Raw genomic sequence first — 20,473 nt, 5'->3', positions numbered from 1 at the left:
CTCGTGGCGGGGGCGACGGCCCGGCGCTCGGAAGAAGGCGCTCTGACGAGCGGGGGCGACGCACAGCCCGCCAGCAGCGCCAGTGCGACCCACACGTGACTGAAGCGCATGCCCTGAATCCACCATGCCCGCCCTGACTCCGTAAATCACACCCGGACCGCAAGCATGCGTCGCCCCCGCCAAGAGCCACCCGGTCCCCCATCCGGGTGGCTGCGCCGCACCAGGCGCTAGCCCTTCGACGTGCTCGGGTCGTTGCCGTAGCTGTTCTTCTTCCCGATGCTTCCGTCGATGTTGTGGATGGTGTGCTCGGTCCTCTTCTCCTGGGCCAGCACCCGTCCCGTCTCGACCGCGCGCTCCTTGAGCCGGTGCTTGCTCGTCACCTTCCCCTTCATCTGGTTGACCCAGCCCGCGCCCTCCGGATTCGGGGTGGTGTGCACGCCACCACCGCGGCTGCTGTTCTTCGCCATGTGAGTACCTCCTGCGTGTCCGCCCTTCGTGAACGGACGTTGTGGTTGCAGGAAGTAACGCGCGTGCCGTTAATCAGGTTCTACGCGGAAGGCAGACCTGCGCCGCCGTCCGAGAGGAGTGTCCGCGCCACAACGCGGGTGCCGTGAGTGCCGGCCCATCCGGACGCCGCACCTGCACACTTCAGGACGGCGCGCCGTGCACCACCCACATCAGCAAGGCCATCGCCAGCTCGCCGCCAACGAGGAGCGCCGCCCTTCGCGGCCAGCGCACCGGGGCTCCCTTGAAGTCGTCGAACCCCACCAGCGAGAACAGGAGCCAGAAGGAAGTGATGAGGCCGCCGAGCACGAGCCCCACCTTCGGGCCCTCCACGGGCGGGGCGAAGATGAAGTGGTACAGCACGGCCGGCACGATGACGGCCACCGTCACGACGAGACTCCAGACCAGGACCGGCTGCACGAGACTCCGTGCCGTGCGAAGCCGCAGAGCTCCAGCGAGCTCGGGTGCCATCTCCTCCGCCGTCATGACCCTCTGGAGCGCCCTGCCCTTCCAGACCAGATAGCGGGTCGAGAGCAGCCGCGCGATGAGCGTTGAATCAAACCCCTCGACCGGCGCGCTCTTCTCGATGGCATCCCGGGTGGCGAGCGCCCAGTCGATGTAGTGATGGACCTCCACGAGCGGCAGGCTGACGACGCCTCGAATGATGTCCCGGGCCACCGAGGGACTCTTGGAGTCCTCGCTCCAGCCTCGCGGCCCGAGCGTGGACAACTCCGCGTCCTGCATGCGGGCTCCGATGGGGCGCGCTCCCGTGCCGGTGACCTCGAGCTCCCAGGACATGTCTCCGAGGTCACCCATCCAGATGCGTGTGCACCGGAGTCCCGTCCCGGCCGCGAGCTCGGCCACTCGGGTCAGGAAGTCGGTCTTCGATCCGGCCTCAGCCGCCTTGGAAGCAGACCTGCTCCGGGTCAACTTCCCCAGGGGCTGCACGTCGACGAGCGTCAGCGCCGGCCCGAAACGGTACGCATCCGCGACCACGGTTTCGAACTCGTACCCGCTCTGGAATGAAGTCCTGAGCGCCACGTCCAGCCACTGGCTGACGGTGGTGCCGTCCGGGTTCCCATGAATCCAAAGATGACTGACGACGCCGTAGCCCATGCTGCCCTCGCCATGAAGGCGTATCAGGGTTGCAACGCGCTACTCCAGGCCCGGAAGCACTGTCTCCCCACCGTGGTAGAACGGAAGGCACCCCATGGACCGCCTCGTCCCCTTCCTCTGGCTCTGGCTGCTCTTCTTCGCCGTCAACGTGCTCTGGGCCCTGGCCCAGGCAGCGGTGGCGAGCACCCTGGGCGCGCGGCCCGTGCTCGTGGACCTGGGCATCGGCCCCGTCCTGCTGACCGGGCGCCTGGGTGGCATCGTCTGGGCCTTCCGCCCCTTCGCCATCGCCAGCGCGGTGGGCTTCACGGAAGAGCCCGCGGACGCACCGAAGGTGAACCGGCTCCAGCAGCTCTCACTCCCCATGCACGGCGCCGTCATCCTCCTGCCATGGGTCACCCAGGTCGCCATCGCCATGGTCTGCCTGGGCGCCACCGAGGGCCTCCACCAGTTCGTCCACGGATTCACCCTGCCCTTCGAGCTCTCCGCCCTCCCGGGCCGCATCGAGCGCCTCGTCGCGCTGCTCCGCAACGGAGAGCTGCTCCGCGTCTGGGGCCTGCTGAGCGCGAAGCTGGCGGCCATCAACCTCCTGCCCATGCCCATCCTGGCCGGAGGCCAGTTCCTGCTCCTGCCCTGGCGCGAGCGCTACCCCCTCTGGGCCGGACTGCTCAACCTCCTGAGCGTCCTGGTCGCCCTGCCCTGGGCGGTCTACGTGGCGTACCTCGTCGTCACCACGATCTTCTGAAGCGAAGCCGCTACTCCCGTCCCTGCAGCGCCAGCCGGGCCCCGAGCGCGATGAACACCGCGCCCGTCACGCGCTTCTGCGCCTCGGCCACGCGCGGGTTGCGCCGCAGCCACGCGCCGAATGCGCCAGCAGCACCGGCGAGGAACATGAGCCACGCCGTCCCCGTCACGTCGAACAGCAACCCGAGCACGACGAACTGCGCTCCCGTGGAGCCCCGGGCCGGGTCCACGAACTGCGGCAGGAAGGCGAGGAAGAACAGGGCCACCTTCGGGTTGAGCACGTTGGTGACGACACCGTCGCGAAAGTTGCGCCACAGACTCGTGGGCTGGAGTCCCTGCACGACCTCCGGGCCCGCATTGCGGCGCAGCATCTGCACGCCCATCCACACCAGGTAGACGGCACCCACCCACTTCACCACGGTGAAGGCCATGGCGGACGTCGCCAGCAGCGCGGACAGTCCCAGCGCCGCCGCGGCGATGTGGAACAGGCACCCGGTGGCGATGCCCAGCGCGGACACCACGCCCGCGGAGCGGCCCTGGCCGAGGCTCCGGGCCAGCACGTACATCGTGTCCGGCCCCGGGGTGAGAGTGAGCGCGATGCCGGCCAGCATGAACGCGGCGAGGCGGGTCGGGTCGAAGAGCATGGCGGTGGCTCCACTCCGTGACACCCGGAGCGAGGTGCGGGACACCTCGGCCGCGTCCCACGTCTGCCGTATACGCCCGCACGAGCGTCCCGTGAAGCGCACCGGCCCGTGCAAGCGGGTGCTCGCGCTCCAGGCCGCGTGCTCCGTCCGGAACCGCGATTCCGTCTCACTCGAGACGCCGCAGGTGCCTCCACTCCGCTGGCAGCCAGCCGGAAGGAACGTTCCTTCCACGGCGACCGTCGGGGGGAGGCGGCGCGAGTCACGTCACTCCCCTTTGCCAGCGAACTGCCGGAAGGAACGTTCCTTCCACGGCGACCGTCGGGGGGAGGCGGCCCGAATCGCGGCACTCCCCTCTGCCGCCAGCCGGACGGAATGAACGTTCCTTCCACGGCTGCCCGCCCGGGGAGCGCGGCCCGGGTCACGTCATTCCGTGCGGGCCGCCCCCACGTGCCGACTCAGGTCGGAACCTGGGTGTCCGTCCGGTTGCTCGCCACCCGCTCCGCCCGCTCGCGCTCCGTGGCCCGCTCCGCCGTCCTGGCCGTAATCGGCACCACCGGGCGGAACACGGTGCGGTACACGGCCGCGGCGGTAGCGCTCCCCAGCAGCGGTGCCACGATGAACAGCCACAACTGGCTCAGCGCCAGCCCGCCCGCGAACAGCGCCGGCCCCAGGCTGCGCGCCGGATTCACGGACGTGTTCGTCACCGGAATCCCCACCAGGTGGATGAGCGCCAGCACCAGTCCAATCGCCAGCCCCGCGAAGCCCACGGGCGCGCGCGCATCCGTGGCCCCCAGCACCGTCAGCACCAGCAGGAAGGTGAGCGCCACCTCGGTGAGGAAGGCCGCGCCCATGCCGTACCCCTCGGGCGACGCGGCGCCGAAGCCGTTGGACGCCAACCCCTCCACGGACGCCGAGTAGCCCCCCGGTACCCCCCGGGCAATCAGCAGCACCACCCCGGCCGCGGCGATGGCTCCCACGCACTGGGCCACCACGTAGCCGAGCGCGTGGCGGGACTCCATCTTCCCCGTGAGCAAGAGCCCCAGCGTCACCGCCGGGTTGACGTGGCAGCCGGAGATGGGCCCCACCGTGTAGACCATCGCCAGCAGCGACAAGCCAAACGCGAGCGACACGCCAAGGAAGCCGATGCGCTCCCCCGCCAGCACGGCCGCGCCCACACCTCCCAGCACCAGCACGAAAGTGCCTATCAGCTCCGCCACATACTTCCGGAGCGCCTCTTCGCCACCGGCGCGCGCCGGAGCGGACTTCACCATGGATGCAGGCATGCGCAGCCTCTCTTCCGCGATGGCCCGCGCCACGGTTGCCCACGGCTGGCGCCTCACGGCACGAGCAGTCCCCTCAAGGACGGTGTGCATGTGCAACCACATGGCAACAGAAGCCACCGCTCCATGCCCGGGGGGCGGCGCCCGCGAGGAGCCCTCGGCGCTCCGCCGACCCATAAAACCGTTGACGCTCGGAATCCTCGGAATGACGCTCGCACGTCTCCCCTACCCCGAGGTGCTCGCATGAAGAACGCAGTCCGCCTGCTCGCGCTGCTGGCCCTGACCGCCTGTGGCCCCGCCTCCAGCCCGGAGTCCCCGAGCGACACGAACCCGGCCCAGGATGCCGCGGCGCTCCGTTCCGAGCCCGGGAACGAGGCAGGGCCTCCCGGCTGTGACACCGTTCGCATCACCTGCCCGTCCGGCGGCTCCATCGGCTGCAAGCGCAGCAACACCCTGTGCATCCCGGGCCGGACGAGCTGCTCGGTCGTCTGCGACAACGTCGAGACCTACTGCCCGGGCACGTCGCAGACCTTCTGCCCGCTATAGCGCTCCAGGGGTCATGAAGGCGCGCCGCCTCCGGGCGCGCGCCTCCCAGCCGGGAAGGGGCCTACTTCCCCTTCATCACGCCGATGAACGGCAGGTTCCGGTACACCTCGGCGTAGTCGAGCCCGTAGCCCACGACGAAGTGGTCATCGATGACGAAGCCCTTGTAGTCGATGTCCACCTTCGTCCGGGCCCGCGCCGGCTTCTCCAGCAGCGAGCACAGCTTCAGGGACGCCGGGTGCCGGGCACGCAGGTTCTCCAGCAGGAACTGCATGGTGAGCCCGGTGTCGATGATGTCCTCGATGATGAGCAGGTGCTTGCCCGCCATGGGCTTGCTCACGTCCGTGGTGATGCGCACCTCGCCCGTCGACTCCGTGCCGCCCTGGTAGCTGGACACGCCGAGGAACTCGAGCTTCACCGGCAGGTCGATGTTCTTCGCCAGGTCCATGGCGAAGAACACGGAGCCCTTCAGCACGCAGATGAGCGTCAGGTCCTTGCCCGCGTAGTCGCGCGTAATCTCCGCGGCCAGCTCCCGCACGCGAGCCTGCAACTTCTCCTCGGAAATCATCACGCCGACTTGCTGCTCGTAGAACGCCAAGGGCTCCTCCACTACACGTAGGCGTTGTTCATGATCTCCCCGAAGCCGCCACCTCCGGGAACGATGTACTGCCGGTCATCCAGTCCCCGCTCCTGCTCCCAGAGCGCGCCCGGCTCCGTGCCGAACACCTCCGGCGGGGACATGCCCCGGTCCAACCGCAGCGCGTAGATGATGACGTCCGGGTGCTCCGTCGTCATGCGCCGCAGGTACTCCGGCGTGACGATGAGGTTCAGGGTGATGATGCGCCGGGGACGCCCCGGCACCTTCGACTTGTAGAGCGAAATCGCCGTGGACAGGCTGCCGCCCGTGGCCCCCATCGGGTCCGGGAAGAGCACGAAGGCGTCGTCCACGTCGCCGCCAATCTTCGCGCCGCCAATCTCCGAGCCCACCACCGCCTGAGCGGCGTCAATCATCCGGCTCATGATGATGTGGTCCTGCCGTACCAGCGACGGGTCCACCGTGGTGTTCATCAAGTCGTACGTCACCTGCGACGGCAGCGTGCCCGCGCGGGCGATGTTCACCGTCACCACGCGCACCTGCGGGTCGATGACCTCGCCCTGGTAGAGGCCCTGCGGGGTGTAATCAATCATCCGGGTGGGCAGGCTCACCATCTTCCGGGGGAACTCGGCGTTCACCACCGTCTTCACCAGGTCGGCGTAGAGCTGCTCCACCAGCCGGTTGATCTGCGGCTGGATGACACCCTTCGAACACAACGTGGCCAGCTGCGAGAGGAGGAACGGATTTCCCACCAGGTGGACGTGCGGTCCATAGTGGTGGGTCATCTCGTTCAGCTTGAAGGGCACGTTCGCGTACAGGGTGTCGCGCATCCGGTCGGCTCCTGTCGCCCGTCAGGCGGACGACACGTGTCCTTCAGTCGAACAGCTTCAGCGTCTGCGGCGGCGTGCCTTCCGTCGGCTCCGTGACATGGCACTTGCGGCAGCGCGGCTCGTACGCCCCGGCCGCGCCCACCACCACGCGCTCCCCGCTGGAAACAAGCCGCTGGGAGCGATTGGCCGGATTCCCACAGACGACGCAGATGGCCAGCTCCTTCGTCACGTACTCGGACACCGCCATCAACTGCGGCATCGGCTCGAAGGGCCGCCCCTGGTAGTCCTGGTCCAGCCCCGCGCAGATGACGCGCAGGCCCTTGTTGGCCAGCGCCTGCACCACCGCCACCACTTCCGCGCCGAAGAACTGCACCTCGTCGATGCCCACCACCTGGGTGTCCGCGGCCAACCGGTAAAAAATCTCTTCAGCCCGGTCGATGGGGGTGGAGGTCACCTTGAGCTGCGAGTGGCTCACCACCGCCGTGTCGTCGTACCGGTTGTCGATGCGCGGCTTGAAGACCTGCACCTTCTGCTTGCCGTACAGGGCCCGCTGGACGCGGCGGATCAGCTCCTCCGTCTTGCCGGAGAACATGGAGCCACAGATGACCTCTATCCACCCGATATCTTTGGGGAATTGATGCAAGGAAGCGCTCGCGGAGAGGGGCCGGAAGGGGCGCGGATAGTCTGCCACACCCCCAGGGGAGTCAACTTTCAACGCGCCCATCCCACACGCCCTCCACGCCCCGTATGAGCCCGCTCGCCCGCCCGCTCCAGGCCGCGTCGCGCGGCGCTGGCAAGCCTCTTGAAAGGGACTGCTCCCGGTTCCGGTGGACGGGCGTGGGAGGCGGGCATGGCGGCGACAATCGAGCAGACGCAGGATGCGGCGTGGGCCAGCAGGGCTTCGTTCTACGTGTCACCCGCGTCGGTGGCGCTGTTGATGCTGAACCTGATGGACGGGCTGTTCACCCTGTTGTTCCTGCAGCTCGGGGTGGCGGAGGAGCTCAACCCGCTGATGCGCGTGGCGTACGAGCAGTCTCCGCTCGTCTTCATGTTCTCCAAGCTGGTCATCGTGAACGCGGGCCTGTGGCTGCTGTGCCTCCACCGGCGGCTGAAGGCCAGCCGCATCGCCATCCGGGCGGGCGCCGTCGTCTACGGCATCATCGTCGTCTATCACCTGGCCTTCCTGACCCACCTGGTCCTGCACTGGCCCGGTGCCTTTCACTGACTCCACCGGTAGAGCACTGGACTGTGGGTGAATTGAACATTGGGACCCGGGTCACTCGGGTCCCCGCTTGCATTTTACACCCGGTATGTCCCAGGCTTCCCTTCAGCTCCGACCTTTCGGGTTCGGGGGGGGACCATGAACATCACCGACGTCCGGGTGTTTCCGGTCGAAGAGGACAAGCTCAAGGCGTACGTCACCATCACCCTGGATCATTGCTTCGTCATTCGCGATTTGAAGGTCATCCACGGCTCCTCCGGGCTGTTCATCGCGATGCCGGCAAAGAAACGGAAGGATGGGACGTACAAGGATATAGCCCACCCGCTCAACGCGGATACGCGCAGCCAGATGGAGCGCGTCATCCTCATTGAGTACGAGAGACACCTGCACCAGGCGCAAGCCGGGATGCTCGTCTCAGCGCCGGCTGACATGGACTAGGACTTCCCTTCCACCCGTGTCCAGGTTAGTCAGCGGCCCCACCATGCAGCCGCGTGACTTCAAGGTGTTCGCCGGGAACTCGAATCCCGGCCTGGCGCATCGCATTTGCGAGTACCTCAAGCGCCCTCTGGGCAAGGCGGAGGTCGGTCGCTTCTCCGACGGGGAGATCCACGTCGAGATAGGAGAGAACGTCCGCGGTCACGACATCTTCGTGCTGCAGTCGACGTGTCCTCCGGCGAATGACCACCTGATGGAGCTGCTCATCATGTGCGACGCCCTCAAGCGGGCGAGCGCAGGCTCCATCACCGCCGTCATCCCCTACTACGGCTACGCCCGGCAGGACCGGAAGGTCGCCCCGCGCACGCCCATCACGGCGAAGCTGATCGCCGACCTGCTGGAGTCCTCCGGCGTCGAGCGCGTGGTGTCCATGGACATGCACGCCGGGCAGATCCAGGGCTTCTTCAACATCCCCTCGGACCACCTCTACGGCTCGCCGGTGTTCCTGGAGGATTTGCGCAAGCGCTTCCCCGACTCGCAGGAGCTCGTCATCGTCTCGCCGGACGCCGGTGGCGTGGAGCGCGCCCGCGCGTACTCGAAGCGGCTGAACACCGGCCTCGCCATCATCGACAAGCGCCGCCCGCGCCCCAACGCCTCCGAGGTGATGAACCTCATCGGCGATGTTAATGGGAAGGACGCCGTGCTGGTGGACGACATGGTGGATACCGCGGGCACGCTCACCCAGGCGGCCGCCGCGCTGAAGGCCAAGGGCGCGCGCCGGGTGGTGGCCTACGCCGTCCACCCCATCCTCTCCGGCCCGGCCATCCAGCGGCTCACCGACTCGGTGCTGGAGGAGGTCGTCTTCACGGACACCGTGCCGCTGTCACCCGCGGCGCAGTCCTGCCCCAAGGTTCGCGTGCTCACCACCGAGCGCCTCTTCGGCGAGGCCATCGCCCGCATCCACCGCGCGGACTCGCTCAGCTCGCTCTTCGTCTGAGCGCCTGGGCCTGGACGCGCCCGCCTGCCGGACGGCTTGACTCCGGGCCCTCCGGCTGGCATGTGCAGCCTCCTCCATTGGCTCCCTCAACCAGGGCGCCGTCTTCGGGGCCCGCCACTGGGGCGGGATGCCGAGGGCGCCAGGGTGGCCAGTGGCAACCGCAGTCCCCTTTCGTGAGGCATTTCCATGTCCGTCGACAAGACCACCCTCGAGGCCCAGGCGCGTGAAGGTTCCGGCAAGGGCGTTGCCCGCCGCCTGCGCGCGAAGGGCGTGGTTCCCGCCGTGGTTTACGGCAAGCACCTGGCCAAGCCGGTGCACATCGCCGTGGACCCCAAGTCGGTCCGCGTCGCCATCAACACCCCGCACAAGTTCAACACCCTCATCCAGATCAAGCTGGGCGCGGACACCCATCAGGTCCTCCTGAAGGACTACCAGATGGACCCGCTGACCCGCGACATCCTCCACGTCGACTTCATCGCCGTGCGTGAGAACGAGCAGGTCAAGGTCAACGTCCCGCTGACGCTCGTCGGCAAGGCCGCGGGCGTGGCCGACGGCGGTCTGCTCACCCAGATTCGCCGCGAGCTCGAGGTCTGGGCGCTGCCGAACGCCATCCCCGAGCGCATCGAGGTGGACGTGACGCCGCTGAAGATCGCCGAGGCCCTCCACGTCAACGACGTGAAGTTCCCCGCGGGCGTGTCCGTGAAGACCAACGTCAACTACACGGTGGCGGTCCTCAGCGCGCCCGAGGCGGCCGAGGCGGCCCCCGTGGCGGCGGCCGCGGCGGCTCCGGCGGCGGCGGCGGCGGCTCCGGCGGCTGCGAAGGCGGGCGACAAGGCGGCGGCGGCTCCGGCCGCAGCGGCGAAGGCCCCGGCGAAGAAGTAGTCTTCTTCCCACGCAACCCTTCTGGAGCGGGGCTGGCCCGAAGCAGGGGCTGGCCCCGTTCTCGTTTCGGAGCCTCTCATGAAGCTCATCGTCGGGCTGGGCAACCCGGGGCGCGAGTACGAGCAGAACCGGCACAACATCGGGTTCATGGTGGTGGAGGCGCTGCTGCCGCGGGCGCGCGCCCAGCTCAACCAGGAGAAGTTCGCCGCGAAGGTGGGCCAGGGCACCCTGGCCGGCGAGCGCGTGCTCTTCGTGGAGCCCCAGACGTACATGAACCTGTCGGGCCGCTCGGTGGCGGAGGCGGCGCGCTTCTACAAGGTGCCGGTGGAGGACGTGCTCGTCATCCACGACGAGCTGGACCTGCCCTTCGGCCGGCTCCAGCTCAAGGCGGGCGGCGGCAGCGGCGGCCACAACGGCCTCAAGAGCACCGTCTCCAGCCTGGGCGACGAGGGCTTCATCCGCCTGCGCTTCGGCATCGGCAAGCCGGAGGGCCCCAACGCCCGCGAGCGCGTGGCCGGCTACGTCCTGTCCAATTTCGACGACGGGGAGCGCCGGCAGTTGGAGGAGCTCATCGGCCGCTCGGTGGACGTGACGGAGACCTGGATTCGGGACGGGCTGTCGGTGGCCATGAACCGGTTCAACCGGAAGGCGTAGCCTCGAGCCGGGCCCGCCCTGGCACTTCCAGGCGGGGCAGGCAGGCTGCCGGGCCCTCCGGCCGCTTGACTTGGAGGGGGCCCCCTCCTAGAAGGCGCGTTCCCCCAGCGGGTGCAGGCCCGGTGGGATGTTCTTTCACAGCTTCCCGTGTTCGAGCACGGGACGTAGCGCGAAGGCGACGGGCGCGCGGTTTCCCGTCCCCGGCGGCAGGGCCTCCTGGCTTTGCTGACCGTTTCCCCGCTCCTCGGATTGTCCGGGGGGCACTCGACCCCAAGGGGAGAGAAAACATGGCTGAGACGCAGGCCGCGACGCGGCTTCGTGAGTACGAGACCATCTTCCTGGTCAAGCCTGACCTGACGGACGACAACGTGGACAAGCTCAAGGAGCGCGTCCGCGGCATCGTTGGTCGTGAGGGCGGCAAGCTCCTTCGCTTCACGGTGTGGGGCAAGAAGAAGACCCTGTTCCCCGTGGCGAAGCAGCCCCGCGCCATCTACGTGCACGCCAGCTACCTGGGCGGCTCGAAGCTGGTGGCCGAGATCGAGCGCAACCTCCGCAACCTCGACGAGGTCACCCGCTACATCTCCGTGAAGATCGCCGAAGAGGTGGATCCCGAGACGCGTCCGGTCCTCGAGGACCTGAAGCTGGCCGGCGACGTCGAGGAGACCCGTCCGGGCGCTCCGGCGGAGCGCGAGGGCGGCTTCCGTGGTGGCGAGGAGCCGGGAGTCGAGTCGGAGGAGGAGTCGACCGAGGAGGCCTGAGGGCCGCCGGGTCAATTCCCTAGGGACCAACCCAGGAATCGAGAACGCTCATGAGCAACGGAACTGACAGCAAGACGGGCTCTGCCCCGGGCGGCCGCAGCGGCGGCTTCGGTGGTGGTGGCGGCGGCGGTGGTTTTGGTGGTGGCGGCCGCGGTGGTGATCGCGGTGGCCGCGACGACCGCGGGGGTCGTGATGACCGCGGCGGCGGGATGGGTGGCGATGACGACAAGCGCGGTGGTGGCCGCGGCTTCGGCCGCAAGAAGGTCTGCCGCTTCTGCGCGGAGAAGAACGCCTCCGTGGACTTCAAGGACCAGGCGACGCTGAAGTACTTCGTCACCGAGCGCGGCAAGATCATCCCCCGCCGCATCTCCGGCAACTGCGCGAAGCACCAGCGCGAGGTGGCGGTGGCCATCAAGCGCGCCCGTGGCATCGCGCTGCTCCCCTACAACGCGGTGGTCGGCTAGCCGCCGGTCCGCACAGGAGACTGAACATGAAGGTCATTCTGCGTGAGGACATCGACAACCTCGGCAAGTCCGGGGACCTCGTCACCGTCAAGGACGGCTTCGGCCGCAACTACCTGCTGCCTCGCAAGAAGGCGGTTCTCGCGAGCGAGCAGAACATGCGCCAGCTCGAGCACGAGAAGGCGGTGCTCACCGCCCGCAACGCCAAGCTGAAGGGCGCTGCGGAGGAGCAGGCGAAGAAGATTGGCAACATCAAGGTGACCATCAAGCGCAAGGTCGGCGAGCAGGACAAGCTCTTCGGCTCCGTCACCGCGCTGGACATCGCCGAGGCCGTTGCCGCCCAGGGTCAGACGGTGGATCGCCGTGCCCTCCACCTGCCCGAGCCCATCAAGTCGACGGGCCACTTCGAGGTGGAGCTGCGGCTGCACCGCGACGTGGTGGCGAAGATCAAGGTCGACGTGGTGGCCGAGTAGTCCTCGCCACTCGTCGCTGAAGTTCGGAAGGCCGTCCGGGGAGACCCGGGCGGCCTTTCGCTTTTCCCGTGCCCCCTCCCGTCCGGCTCGCGCCGCGCCCGGTCCGTCCCACGACATCCGCGTGGAGCGTCGTGCGCGCCATGCGTATCCCGGAGTGGAAGGAGGCTCTCCCATGAGCACCACTGCCGCGCCGCACGCCGTTGACGAGCACCGCCCCGACCTGGACTGGCTCCGGGTGGTGGCCATCCTGCTGCTGCACCTGTTCCACACGGGGATGATGTTCAACCGGTGGGACTGGCACGTGAAGAGCGCCCAGGCGCTGACGTGGCTGGAGCCGCCCATGGAGGTGCTGCACCACGTCCGGATGCCGCTGTTGATGCTCATCTCCGGGGTGGGCACGGCCCTGGCGCTGCGGCGGCGCTCGGTGGGCGTGTTCGAGAAGGACCGCGTGAAGCGGCTCTTCGGGCCGCTGGTGTTCGGCATGTTCCTGGTGGTGCCGCCGCAGATCTACGTCGAGCAGTTGTTCCGCGGCCGCTTCCACGGGAGCTACGCGGAGTTCTACCCGTCGGTGTTCGACTTCGTGCCCTACCCCGCCGGCAGCTTCAGCTGGCACCACCTCTGGTTCGTCGCGTACCTCTTCGTCTTCTGCATGCTCGCGCTGCCGCTCTTCGCGGCGCTGGGCACGGCGCGCGGGCAGGCGCTGCTCGCGCGGGTGGAGGGCTGGCTGTGCCGGGGGTGGAACGTGGCCTGGCTCTTCGCACCGCTCGCGCTCAACTGGCTGCTCTTGCGCCACCACCCGGAGACGCACGCGCTCCTCGATGACCCGAGGACCTTCGGCCACTACGGCCTGCTCTTCCTCCTGGGGCACCTGCTGGGCCGCTGCCCGCGCGTGTGGGACCACCTGGTGGAGCGGCGGCGCGGGCTGCTGATGGCGAGCGTCGTGCTCTTCGCCGTGATGATGCCGGACAGCGAATTCCCCCTGGTGCCGGAGGTGCTCGGCGCGCAGGCGGCGCTCTGGTTCTTCATCCTGACGGCGCTGGCCTGGGCACGGGCGCGCATCCACGTGCGCCGGCCCTGGCTGAAGCACGCGCAGGAGCTGTCCTATCCGTTCTACATCCTCCACCAGACGGTCATCGTCGTCGTGGGCTACGCGTTCCTACGGCTTCCCGTGAGCACCCTGGCGCTGTTCGGGCTGGTGCTCGGCGTGTCCTTCGGCGTCACCTGGGGGCTGACCGAGGCCGTGGCGCGGGTGCCCTTCCTGAGGCCGTGCTTCGGGATGAAGCCGCGCGGCACCCGACGCACCGCGCTCCGGACCGCGGAGGCGGGGCATACTGCCTGACGCGCCCATGGCTTCCCTTCCCACCGAGAGCCCTTCCGTTCATGCCTCCGGCTGGCAGTGGCCGCGCCTCCGTGCGCGGACGGTGCTGGGGCTGTTCGTGCTCTTCCTCGGAATCGGGCTGTGGAACGGGCTGACGGTGTTCCTCACCATCCTCGGCAATGGCGGCAGCATCCCGGTGCTGGAGCCGTTCGTCTGGGAAATCACCGGAGCGCTGGGGGTCTGGGTCGTGCTGCCCATCCTCCACACCACGGTGCTCAACGCCCCGGGCCCCCGCGTCGGCTGGGCGCGCTTCCTGGGCATCCACGTGGTGGGCTTCGTGCTCTTCACCACGCTGCACATGGTGGCGATGGTGCCGCCGAGGTACCCGCTCTACGCGCTGCTCGGCCTGGGGCACTATGACTATGGGGACCTGTCCTTCCGCATTCCCATGGAGGCCCAGAAGGACCTCATCGCGTACTCGGTGGGTGGGGTGCTCTGGGGTCTCCTCATCGCCTGGAGGGAGCGGCAGGCGCGGGCCGTCCGCGAGGCCACCCTGGAGAGCGAGCTGCGGGAGGCCCGGCTCCAGGCGCTCACCGGGCAGCTCCACCCGCACTTCCTCTTCAACGCGCTGAACACCATCAGCGCGGTGATGTACGAGGACCTGGCGCGCACCGACCGGCTGCTGAGTGACTTGGGCGGCCTGCTGCGCGCCAGCCTGGAGCGCCAGGAGGCCACGTGGACGTTGGCGGAGGAGCGTGCCCATGCGGAGCGCTTCATCGCGCTGCTGGCCGCCCGCTTCGGCGAGCGCGTGACGGTGCGCTGGGACGTGGCGCCCGGAATGGAAGGCGCGCGCGTGCCGTGCTTCGCGCTGCAGGCGCTGGTGGAGAACGCGGTGAAGCACAACCAGGACCGGCGCGAGCCGCTGGAGGTGCGCATCCGCGCGCGCGCGGACGGTGCGAGCGTGCTGCTGGAAGTGGAGGACACCGGACGCGGCTTCGGGGAGTCCTCTCCCGCGAAGGGGCCCGGCGTGGGGCTGGCACACCTGGAGCGAATCCTCGCGCTGCTGCATGGCGGACGGGCGCGGCTGGAGCGCGGGCAGGGACCGGAGGGTGGCGCGCGCGTGTCCCTGTGGCTACCTCGCGAGGTGGCGGCATGAAGCGCTCCGACGTGAGGTGGCTGGAGGATGACGCGCCCCTGCCGCCAGGGGTGACGACATGAAGCGCTTCAGCGTGCTCGTCGTCGACGACGAAGCCCCCGCGCGGGCGAAGGTGAAGCGCCTGCTCGCGGACGACGCGCGCTTCCTCCTCGCGGGCGAAGCGGTGGACGGAACAGATGCCCTCGCGCGCGTGGAGGCGCTGCGGCCGGACCTGCTCGTGCTCGACGTGCAGATGCCGGGGCTCACCGGCTTCGAGGTGTTGGAGTCCCTCGGGCCGGAAGACTGCCCCGCGGTCATCTTCTCCACTGCCTACGACGCCTTCGCCCTCCGCGCCTTCGATGCGCACGCGGTGGACTACCTGCTCAAGCCCTACGACGCGGCCCGCTTCGGCAGGGCGCTCGACAAGGCCCATGCATTGCTGATCGGCGGTGACAGCGAGGCTGACCGGCTCCAGACGCTGTTGCAGGAAGTGTCCCGCGCCACGCCCGCGCGCCCGCTGGAGCGGCTCGTCGTGAAGGTGGGCGAGGCCTGGGTGCCGCTGCGGCTGGACACCGTCTGGCGGCTGTCCTCCGAGGACAAGTACGTGCGGCTGTACACCGCCCAGGGCGAGCACCTCGTCCGCCAGAGCCTGCGCGCGCTGGAGGAGCGGTTGGACCCGGAGCGCTTCGTGCGCGTGCACCGGGGCGACATCGTCAACCTGGACGCGGTGGCGAAGCTGGAGCCCTGGACGCACGGCGACGGCATCCTCGTCCTCAAGGACGGCACCACGGTGGTACTCAGCCGCACGTGGCGTGAAGCCTTCCTCGAAAGATGGGGAATGGCGGGGTGAGTCAGGAGGTAGGCCCTCTCCTCCACCCACCCGGTGCTACAGGTCTGTTTCCGAAAATTGGGGACATGTCAGGGCCGCCTGTAGAGTGGGCGGGCAGCCATGGAAAACGTCCTCGAAATGAGAGAAGGCCGGCGGGTTCACGAGGACCTGGCCGCAGAGCGAGCGGTGCTGGGCTCCGTGCTCGCGGACAACACGCTCATCGCCGCGGTGGGTGAGGTGGTCTTCCCGGACGACTTCTCCAGCCCCGCGCACGCGCAGATCTTCGCGGCGATGCTCAAGCTGGATGGCCAGTCCAAGCAGGTCGACCACCTGACGCTGGCAGAGGAGCTGAAAGTCCTCGGGCAGCTCGTCGCCGTGGGCGGCCCCGCATACCTGATGCGGCTGGACCAGGTGGTGCCGCTGGCGTCCAACGCCGTCCAGTACGCGCAGATCGTCAAGGACCAGGCCATCCGCCGGCGCCTGGCCAACGTGGGCCGGGAGATCCAGGAGCTGGCCAGCTCGGAGACGGGCGAGCTGGAGGTGCTGCTCGACGAGGCCGAGCGCAAGGTGTTCCTCCTCGCGGAGAAGAAGCGCGAGGGCGACCTGCGCCCGGTCAGCGAGCTGATGGAGCAGACGCTCGACCTGCTCGACAAGATGAAGGCCGCGGCCACGGGCGTGACGGGCCTGTCCACCGGCTACATCGACCTGGACAACCAGCTCACCGGCCTGCACGCGGGCGAGCTCATCATCCTCGCGGCGCGTCCCGGCATCGGCAAGACGTCCTTCGCGATGAACATCGCGGTGCACGCGGCGCTGAAGGAGAACAAGGCCGTCGGCATCTTCAGCCTGGAAATGCCCGCCGACCAGCTCCTCATGCGTCTGCTCGCGTCCACCGCGCGCGTGGACATGAAGAAGCTGCGCGGCGGCCGGCTGTCGCCGCATGACGAGGAGAAGTTCCAGGAGATGGCGGGCGCGCTCTACAACGCCCCCATCTACATCGACGACTCGGGCGGCCTGTCCCCGTTCGACTTGCGCGCCAAGGCGCGACGCGTGAAGCAGAAGGACCCGCGGCTGTCGCTGCTGGTCATCGACTACCTCCAGCTGATGCACCAGAAGGGCAAGGTGGAGAGCCGCCAGTTGGAAGTGGCGGAAATCTCCCGCGCGCTCAAGCAGCTGGCGAAGGAGCTGGAGGTGCCCATCATCGCGCTCAGCCAGCTCAACCGTAAGGTGGAGGAGCGCAAGGGCGGCAAGCCCATGCTGTCGGACCTGCGTGAGTCCGGCTCCATCGAGCAGGACGCCGACGTGGTGATGTTCATCCACCGCGAGGAGACGGAAGAGGGCCCCGACGGCCAGCCGGCTGCGCCCACCAGCACCGTCATCCCGGTGGAGCTCATCGTCGCCAAGCAGCGTAACGGCCCCATTGGCTCCGTCGACCTGGTGTTCCTCTCGGAATACACCCGCTTCGAGAGCCGCAGCCGCGGCGGCGAGTAGGCCCGCGGCACCTCGCGGAGGAGGCCCGCTTCGGGAGCCGGACCCGCGCCACTCGGGCGGCGGGCTCCCGCGTCAGCCCGCTCGCAGGTAGCGCACCACCAGCCCGCGCGCCGCGCGCACCGCGGCCTCCAGCGTCCGGCCCCGCCCCAGCTCCGTGGCCAGCGCCGAGGCCAGCCGGCACCCGGTGCCACGGCGTCCCGGCGCGCGCTCCAGCCACTCGCCTCGCAGCACCCGCACGCGCGCGGGCGTGGCCAGCACGTCCGCCAGTCCCGCGTCGCCCGGCAGGTGCCCGCCCTTCACCAGCACCGCGCCAAAGCCGTACCGCGCCAGCGTGGCGGCGGCCTCCGCGGCTTCCTCCACCGAGCGGGGCGCGGGCCTGCGCAACAGCCACCCCGCCTCGTCCAGGTTGGGCGTGAGCACCACGCGCGGGCCCGCCAGCGCCAGGTATGCCCGCGCGGACAGGCTCGACAGCACCTGTCCCCGGGACGTGCGCACCACCGGGTCCACCACCCACCACGCGTCCGTGCCCTCGAGCGCCGCACGCGCGGCGGACAGCTGCGCGGGGCCGGGCACCATGCCCCACTTCACCGCGTGCAGCGGCCCCAACTCGCGCGCGGCGGCCACCTGCGCGGCCAGCATGCGCGGAGCAGCGGCCATCCAGCCAAACGTCGTGGTGCCCTGCGCCGTCTGCGCCATGGGCACCGCCACCGGCTGCCCGCCCCTTGCGAGCACGGCCGACACGTCCGCCAGCAACCCCGCCCTCCCCGTGGGCTCGTGCCCGGCCAGCAGGAGGACGCGCGGACTCACCGCCGGTGCTCGCGCGCCTTCTGCACGAAGGACTTGTACAGGCCCATGTGCACGGGAATCGTCGTGGCCATGTACTCGGGGTGCCACTGCACGCCCACCGCGAAGCCATGCACGGTGGACTCAATCGCCTCCACCACACCGTCCGGCGCCACCGCGCACACCACCGCGTCCTTCCCCGCCCCGCGCACCGCCTGGTGGTGCGTGGAGTTGACCATCAACTGGCCGTGCCCCACCGCCTCCGCCAGCAGCGTGCCGCTCTTCACCTCCACCGGGTGCTGCGGTTGGGTGCGGTCATGCTTCTGCTCGTGCTCGCGGGCGCCCTGCACCTCGCGGCCGATGTCCTGGAACAGCGTGCCGCCCAGCACGACGTTGAGCAACTGCATGCCGCCGCAGATGCCCAGCACCGGCATGTTGCGCTTGAGCGCGCCGCGCATCAGCGCCGCCTCGAACGCGGTGCGCCCTTCCTTCAACGCCCCCAGCCCCTCGCGTGCCACCTCGCCGTAGGCCTCCGGAGGGATGTCGAACGCGCCACCGGTGACGAGCACCCCGGAGACGCGGTCCAGGTACGCCTCCACGCACGACGGGTCATCGGTGTACGGCAACACGAAGGGCAGGCCCCCCGTGCGCAGCACCGCGTCCGAGTACGGCACCTTCAGCTCGTAGCGGGCGAAGGCCTGGTCCTCGGGCTGACTCCAGTCCGGGGTGATGCCGATGTTCGGGCGGCGCGGCGGCGGCCCGTGGTGTCGCGGATGGTTGTTCATGGGGCTCCTGAGCGGGCGAGGCTAGTCCCCCGCCCCGCCCCGTTCAAACGCGGCCACCAGTTGCCGCACCCGCTCGGCGATGTCCCCAGCGAGCAGGGCATCGGACACCACCGCCGCGCCATGCGCCCCCGCCGCCGCCACCCGGGCGATGTTCGCCAGCCCCACGCCGCCAATGCCCACCACCGGCAGCGGGCTGCCCTTCACCACCGCGGCGAACGCCTCCAGCCCCAGCACCGGCGCCGCCACCTGCTTCGTCGTCGTGCCGAAGAGCGGCCCCACGCCCACGTAGTCCGCGCCCGCCTCGCGCGCCGCCCGTGCTCCTTCCACGCCGCGCACCGTGACGCCCACCAGCCGGCCAGGCCCGAGCAGCTCGCGCGCGGCCTCCGGAGGCAAGTCTTCGTCCCCCACATGCACCCCGTCCGCCCCCGCCAGCAGCGCCAGGTCCACCCTGTCGTTCAGCAGGCACAGCGCTCCCGCGCGCCGGCACAGCGCGGCCACTTCGCGCGCGGCCACAAGTGCCTCCCGGGGCGGTGTGCGCTTCATGCGCAGTTGCACCACCCGGGCCCCACCGGCCACCAGCCGTGCCGCCTTGTCCACCAGCGGAACCTCCGGGAGGACGGTGTCGTCACACAGGAGGTACGGGCCGCGGGGAAGCATGGAGCGGGGCGGTGCGTTCATCGGCTCTGGATGGCGGCTCGGCGGCGTTGACAGGCGCCCTCCCTGCTATAAGGTGGCGCGCTGTTTTCCAAGCAATTCTGAGGATTTGAACATGGCGGATTCGGCTGACCCGAAGTACCTCGACAAGCGCACGGCGGACCGGTACCTGCGCTCCGGTCACCTGGACGAGAAGGCGTACGAGCGCCACATCAAGGGCCTGCCGGACGTGCAGGAGAAGTCCGTCCCCATCGAGACGCTCATGCTCGACGACGTCGACGACTACGAGGATGACGAGGACGACATCGACGAGGACGAAGACGAGTCCGACGACGAGGGCTCCGAGGACGAGGGTTCGGCCTCCGCATGAGCTCCGGGGACGAGAAGCGCGGCGAGACCTTCGTGATGCGGGGGGAAGCGCGCTCCGCGTCCGAGGAGTCGATTTCCTTCAGCACCTTCATCGTGGGGCTGGGCACCGCGGTGCTCATCCACCTCGGTGACGCTCCCAATCCGGAGACGGGCCAGACGGCGCGCGACTTGCCGCTGGCCCGGCAGAACCTGGACCTGCTCTCGATGCTGCGCGTGAAGACGAAGGGGAACCTCTCGGTCGAGGAAGAGAAGCTCTTCGACGGGCTCCTCACGGACCTGCGCCTGCGCTTCGTGGAGGCGAGCAAGCGGTGACGGTGTCCGCCTCCCGTTCGAGCGGGCTCCCCCGGGGCATCCGCTTCGCCGCCATGGTGGGCCTCGTGCTGGCCGCCCTCACCGGCTGGTCCGCGCTGAGCGAGGCCACCCACCTGGCCCATTTCTACGAGGCGCGCGAGCGCCAGCTGGAAAACGAGTTCCCCGCCTGGATGGGCGACAAGGCCGTCATGGAGACGGTGGTGCGGACGCAGTACTCCGCCCTCGAGCCCATGCGCGAGCCGCGCACCGTCCTGATGGGGGTGCTCTCCATCGCGTGTGCCTTCGTCTTCGTGGCCTCCGCCCGCATGCTCCGTCCGGACGGGCTGCCTCGAGAGGGCATGCGCCGCCTGCTCGGCCGCGCCGCCATCGTGGTGGCCGTGCTGCGGACCATCGACGGCGCCCAGTTCGCCGTGGTGTCGCGGCGCATGGGCACCGCACTGGCGCAGAGCATGCGCAACCTGCCGGCGTACCAGGACCCGGCGGCCGCGGACATGGTGAACACCCTCGCGCCGTGGTTCGCCGTGGGGCTCTCCGTGCTCGGCACGGCCCTGGTGGCGGGCACCTTCGCCCTGCTCGGCCAGTACTTCCGCAGCGACTCCGTGCGGGACGCCGTCCTCGCCAGGGACCCGGCACCCGAGGAGGAGTAGTCCCCCGGTGCGGGC

At 69.4% G+C, this 20,473-nt stretch carries 27 protein-coding genes; 17 read left to right on the top strand and 10 right to left on the bottom strand.

The window, feature by feature from the left end; all coding sequences use genetic code 11:
* Positions 1–227: 227 nt before the first annotated feature.
* Both OV427_RS37340 and OV427_RS37335 read right to left on the bottom strand, forming a co-directional pair.
* Positions 228–467 carry a DUF2188 domain-containing protein gene (locus tag OV427_RS37340; RefSeq protein ID WP_267861001.1) on the bottom strand — a complete coding sequence of 80 codons (240 nt, stop codon included), beginning with the start codon at positions 465–467 and terminating at the stop codon, positions 228–230.
* Between the two features lie 181 nt (positions 468–648).
* Positions 649–1,620, bottom strand: a complete 972-nt coding sequence (locus tag OV427_RS37335) for a hypothetical protein (protein ID WP_267861000.1) — start codon at positions 1,618–1,620, stop codon at positions 649–651.
* Between the two features lie 94 nt (positions 1,621–1,714).
* Here OV427_RS37335 and OV427_RS37330 point away from each other — a divergent pair, with 94 nt between their 5' ends.
* On the top strand, positions 1,715–2,362 hold the full coding sequence (locus OV427_RS37330) for a hypothetical protein (RefSeq protein ID WP_267860999.1): 648 nt from the start codon (positions 1,715–1,717) through the stop codon (positions 2,360–2,362).
* A gap of 10 nt (positions 2,363–2,372) precedes the next feature.
* Here the strand turns inward: OV427_RS37330 and OV427_RS37325 are convergent, their stop codons facing one another.
* Positions 2,373–3,005 (bottom strand): LysE family translocator, encoded by a 633-nt coding sequence (locus OV427_RS37325; RefSeq protein ID WP_267860998.1) that lies wholly within the window; start codon positions 3,003–3,005, stop codon positions 2,373–2,375.
* A gap of 455 nt (positions 3,006–3,460) precedes the next feature.
* A complete protein-coding gene (aqpZ, locus tag OV427_RS37320; RefSeq protein ID WP_267860997.1) occupies positions 3,461–4,288 on the bottom strand; it encodes an aquaporin Z in 828 nt (275 codons plus the stop codon).
* A 240-nt stretch (positions 4,289–4,528) separates the two neighbouring features.
* Between aqpZ and OV427_RS37315 the strand changes: the two genes are divergently transcribed.
* Positions 4,529–4,831 (top strand): hypothetical protein, encoded by a 303-nt coding sequence (locus tag OV427_RS37315; protein ID WP_267860996.1) that lies wholly within the window; start codon positions 4,529–4,531, stop codon positions 4,829–4,831.
* A 61-nt stretch (positions 4,832–4,892) separates the two neighbouring features.
* Here the strand turns inward: OV427_RS37315 and hpt are convergent, their stop codons facing one another.
* The 3 genes from hpt to OV427_RS37300 are packed head-to-tail and all read right to left on the bottom strand — an operon-like array spanning position 4,893 to position 6,896.
* A complete protein-coding gene (hpt, locus tag OV427_RS37310; protein ID WP_267860995.1) occupies positions 4,893–5,426 on the bottom strand; it encodes a hypoxanthine phosphoribosyltransferase in 534 nt (177 codons plus the stop codon).
* A gap of 11 nt (positions 5,427–5,437) precedes the next feature.
* Positions 5,438–6,253 carry a uracil phosphoribosyltransferase gene (locus tag OV427_RS37305; protein WP_267860994.1) on the bottom strand — a complete coding sequence of 272 codons (816 nt, stop codon included), beginning with the start codon at positions 6,251–6,253 and terminating at the stop codon, positions 5,438–5,440.
* A gap of 43 nt (positions 6,254–6,296) precedes the next feature.
* Positions 6,297–6,896: a thymidine kinase gene (locus OV427_RS37300; RefSeq protein WP_267860993.1), complete on the bottom strand. Its 600-nt coding sequence runs from the start codon at positions 6,894–6,896 to the stop codon at positions 6,297–6,299.
* A gap of 207 nt (positions 6,897–7,103) precedes the next feature.
* Between OV427_RS37300 and OV427_RS37295 the strand changes: the two genes are divergently transcribed.
* From OV427_RS37295 to dnaB, 12 genes are all read left to right on the top strand, one after another.
* Positions 7,104–7,478 (top strand): DUF5658 family protein, encoded by a 375-nt coding sequence (locus OV427_RS37295; RefSeq protein WP_267860992.1) that lies wholly within the window; start codon positions 7,104–7,106, stop codon positions 7,476–7,478.
* Positions 7,479–7,613: 135 nt separating this feature from the next.
* Complete coding sequence (gene spoVG / locus OV427_RS37290; RefSeq protein ID WP_163999935.1) at positions 7,614–7,913, top strand: septation regulator SpoVG; 300 nt, start codon at positions 7,614–7,616, stop codon at positions 7,911–7,913.
* 43 nt (positions 7,914–7,956) lie between these two features.
* Positions 7,957–8,907 carry a ribose-phosphate pyrophosphokinase gene (locus OV427_RS37285; RefSeq protein WP_267863531.1) on the top strand — a complete coding sequence of 317 codons (951 nt, stop codon included), beginning with the start codon at positions 7,957–7,959 and terminating at the stop codon, positions 8,905–8,907.
* A gap of 186 nt (positions 8,908–9,093) precedes the next feature.
* Complete coding sequence (locus tag OV427_RS37280; RefSeq protein WP_267860991.1) at positions 9,094–9,789, top strand: 50S ribosomal protein L25/general stress protein Ctc; 696 nt, start codon at positions 9,094–9,096, stop codon at positions 9,787–9,789.
* Between the two features lie 78 nt (positions 9,790–9,867).
* Entirely contained in the window at positions 9,868–10,443 is a 576-nt protein-coding gene (gene pth, locus OV427_RS37275) for an aminoacyl-tRNA hydrolase (RefSeq protein ID WP_267860990.1), read from the top strand.
* Positions 10,444–10,730: 287 nt separating this feature from the next.
* Positions 10,731–11,201: a 30S ribosomal protein S6 gene (gene rpsF / locus OV427_RS37270; RefSeq protein WP_267860989.1), complete on the top strand. Its 471-nt coding sequence runs from the start codon at positions 10,731–10,733 to the stop codon at positions 11,199–11,201.
* Between the two features lie 50 nt (positions 11,202–11,251).
* Positions 11,252–11,665 (top strand): 30S ribosomal protein S18, encoded by a 414-nt coding sequence (gene rpsR / locus OV427_RS37265; protein ID WP_267860988.1) that lies wholly within the window; start codon positions 11,252–11,254, stop codon positions 11,663–11,665.
* A 26-nt stretch (positions 11,666–11,691) separates the two neighbouring features.
* A complete protein-coding gene (gene rplI / locus OV427_RS37260) occupies positions 11,692–12,135 on the top strand; it encodes a 50S ribosomal protein L9 (RefSeq protein ID WP_163999924.1) in 444 nt (147 codons plus the stop codon).
* Between the two features lie 172 nt (positions 12,136–12,307).
* A complete protein-coding gene (locus OV427_RS37255) occupies positions 12,308–13,474 on the top strand; it encodes an acyltransferase family protein (RefSeq protein WP_267860987.1) in 1,167 nt (388 codons plus the stop codon).
* Positions 13,475–13,481: 7 nt separating this feature from the next.
* On the top strand, positions 13,482–14,609 hold the full coding sequence (locus OV427_RS37250; RefSeq protein WP_267860986.1) for a sensor histidine kinase: 1,128 nt from the start codon (positions 13,482–13,484) through the stop codon (positions 14,607–14,609).
* Positions 14,610–14,667: 58 nt separating this feature from the next.
* Positions 14,668–15,438 (top strand): LytR/AlgR family response regulator transcription factor, encoded by a 771-nt coding sequence (locus OV427_RS37245; RefSeq protein WP_267860985.1) that lies wholly within the window; start codon positions 14,668–14,670, stop codon positions 15,436–15,438.
* 99 nt (positions 15,439–15,537) lie between these two features.
* Positions 15,538–16,908, top strand: coding sequence for a replicative DNA helicase (dnaB, locus tag OV427_RS37240; RefSeq protein ID WP_267860984.1), 1,371 nt, complete (start codon positions 15,538–15,540; stop codon positions 16,906–16,908).
* Positions 16,909–16,980: 72 nt separating this feature from the next.
* Here the strand turns inward: dnaB and thiD are convergent, their stop codons facing one another.
* The 3 genes from thiD to thiE are packed head-to-tail and all read right to left on the bottom strand — an operon-like array spanning position 16,981 to position 19,154.
* On the bottom strand, positions 16,981–17,715 hold the full coding sequence (gene thiD, locus OV427_RS37235; protein WP_267860983.1) for a bifunctional hydroxymethylpyrimidine kinase/phosphomethylpyrimidine kinase: 735 nt from the start codon (positions 17,713–17,715) through the stop codon (positions 16,981–16,983).
* On the bottom strand, positions 17,712–18,476 hold the full coding sequence (locus OV427_RS37230) for a gamma-glutamyl-gamma-aminobutyrate hydrolase family protein (protein ID WP_267860982.1): 765 nt from the start codon (positions 18,474–18,476) through the stop codon (positions 17,712–17,714). Before OV427_RS37230 ends, thiD begins: the two co-directional genes overlap by 4 nt.
* A 21-nt stretch (positions 18,477–18,497) precedes the next feature.
* On the bottom strand, positions 18,498–19,154 hold the full coding sequence (gene thiE / locus OV427_RS37225; protein WP_267860981.1) for a thiamine phosphate synthase: 657 nt from the start codon (positions 19,152–19,154) through the stop codon (positions 18,498–18,500).
* A 91-nt stretch (positions 19,155–19,245) separates the two neighbouring features.
* Here thiE and OV427_RS37220 point away from each other — a divergent pair, with 91 nt between their 5' ends.
* The 3 genes from OV427_RS37220 to OV427_RS37210 are packed head-to-tail and all read left to right on the top strand — an operon-like array spanning position 19,246 to position 20,458.
* Positions 19,246–19,500 carry a hypothetical protein gene (locus OV427_RS37220; protein ID WP_267860980.1) on the top strand — a complete coding sequence of 85 codons (255 nt, stop codon included), beginning with the start codon at positions 19,246–19,248 and terminating at the stop codon, positions 19,498–19,500.
* A complete protein-coding gene (locus tag OV427_RS37215) occupies positions 19,497–19,811 on the top strand; it encodes a DUF1844 domain-containing protein (protein WP_267860979.1) in 315 nt (104 codons plus the stop codon). The genes OV427_RS37220 and OV427_RS37215 overlap by 4 nt, the downstream gene beginning before the upstream one ends.
* Positions 19,808–20,458 carry a hypothetical protein gene (locus OV427_RS37210; protein ID WP_267860978.1) on the top strand — a complete coding sequence of 217 codons (651 nt, stop codon included), beginning with the start codon at positions 19,808–19,810 and terminating at the stop codon, positions 20,456–20,458. The genes OV427_RS37215 and OV427_RS37210 overlap by 4 nt, the downstream gene beginning before the upstream one ends.
* The last annotated feature ends 15 nt before the right edge of the window (positions 20,459–20,473 follow it).

Source organism: Pyxidicoccus sp. MSG2, from assembly GCF_026626705.1.
Lineage (GTDB): Bacteria > Myxococcota > Myxococcia > Myxococcales > Myxococcaceae > Myxococcus.
This window is presented reverse-complemented; position numbering and strand designations above follow the sequence as displayed.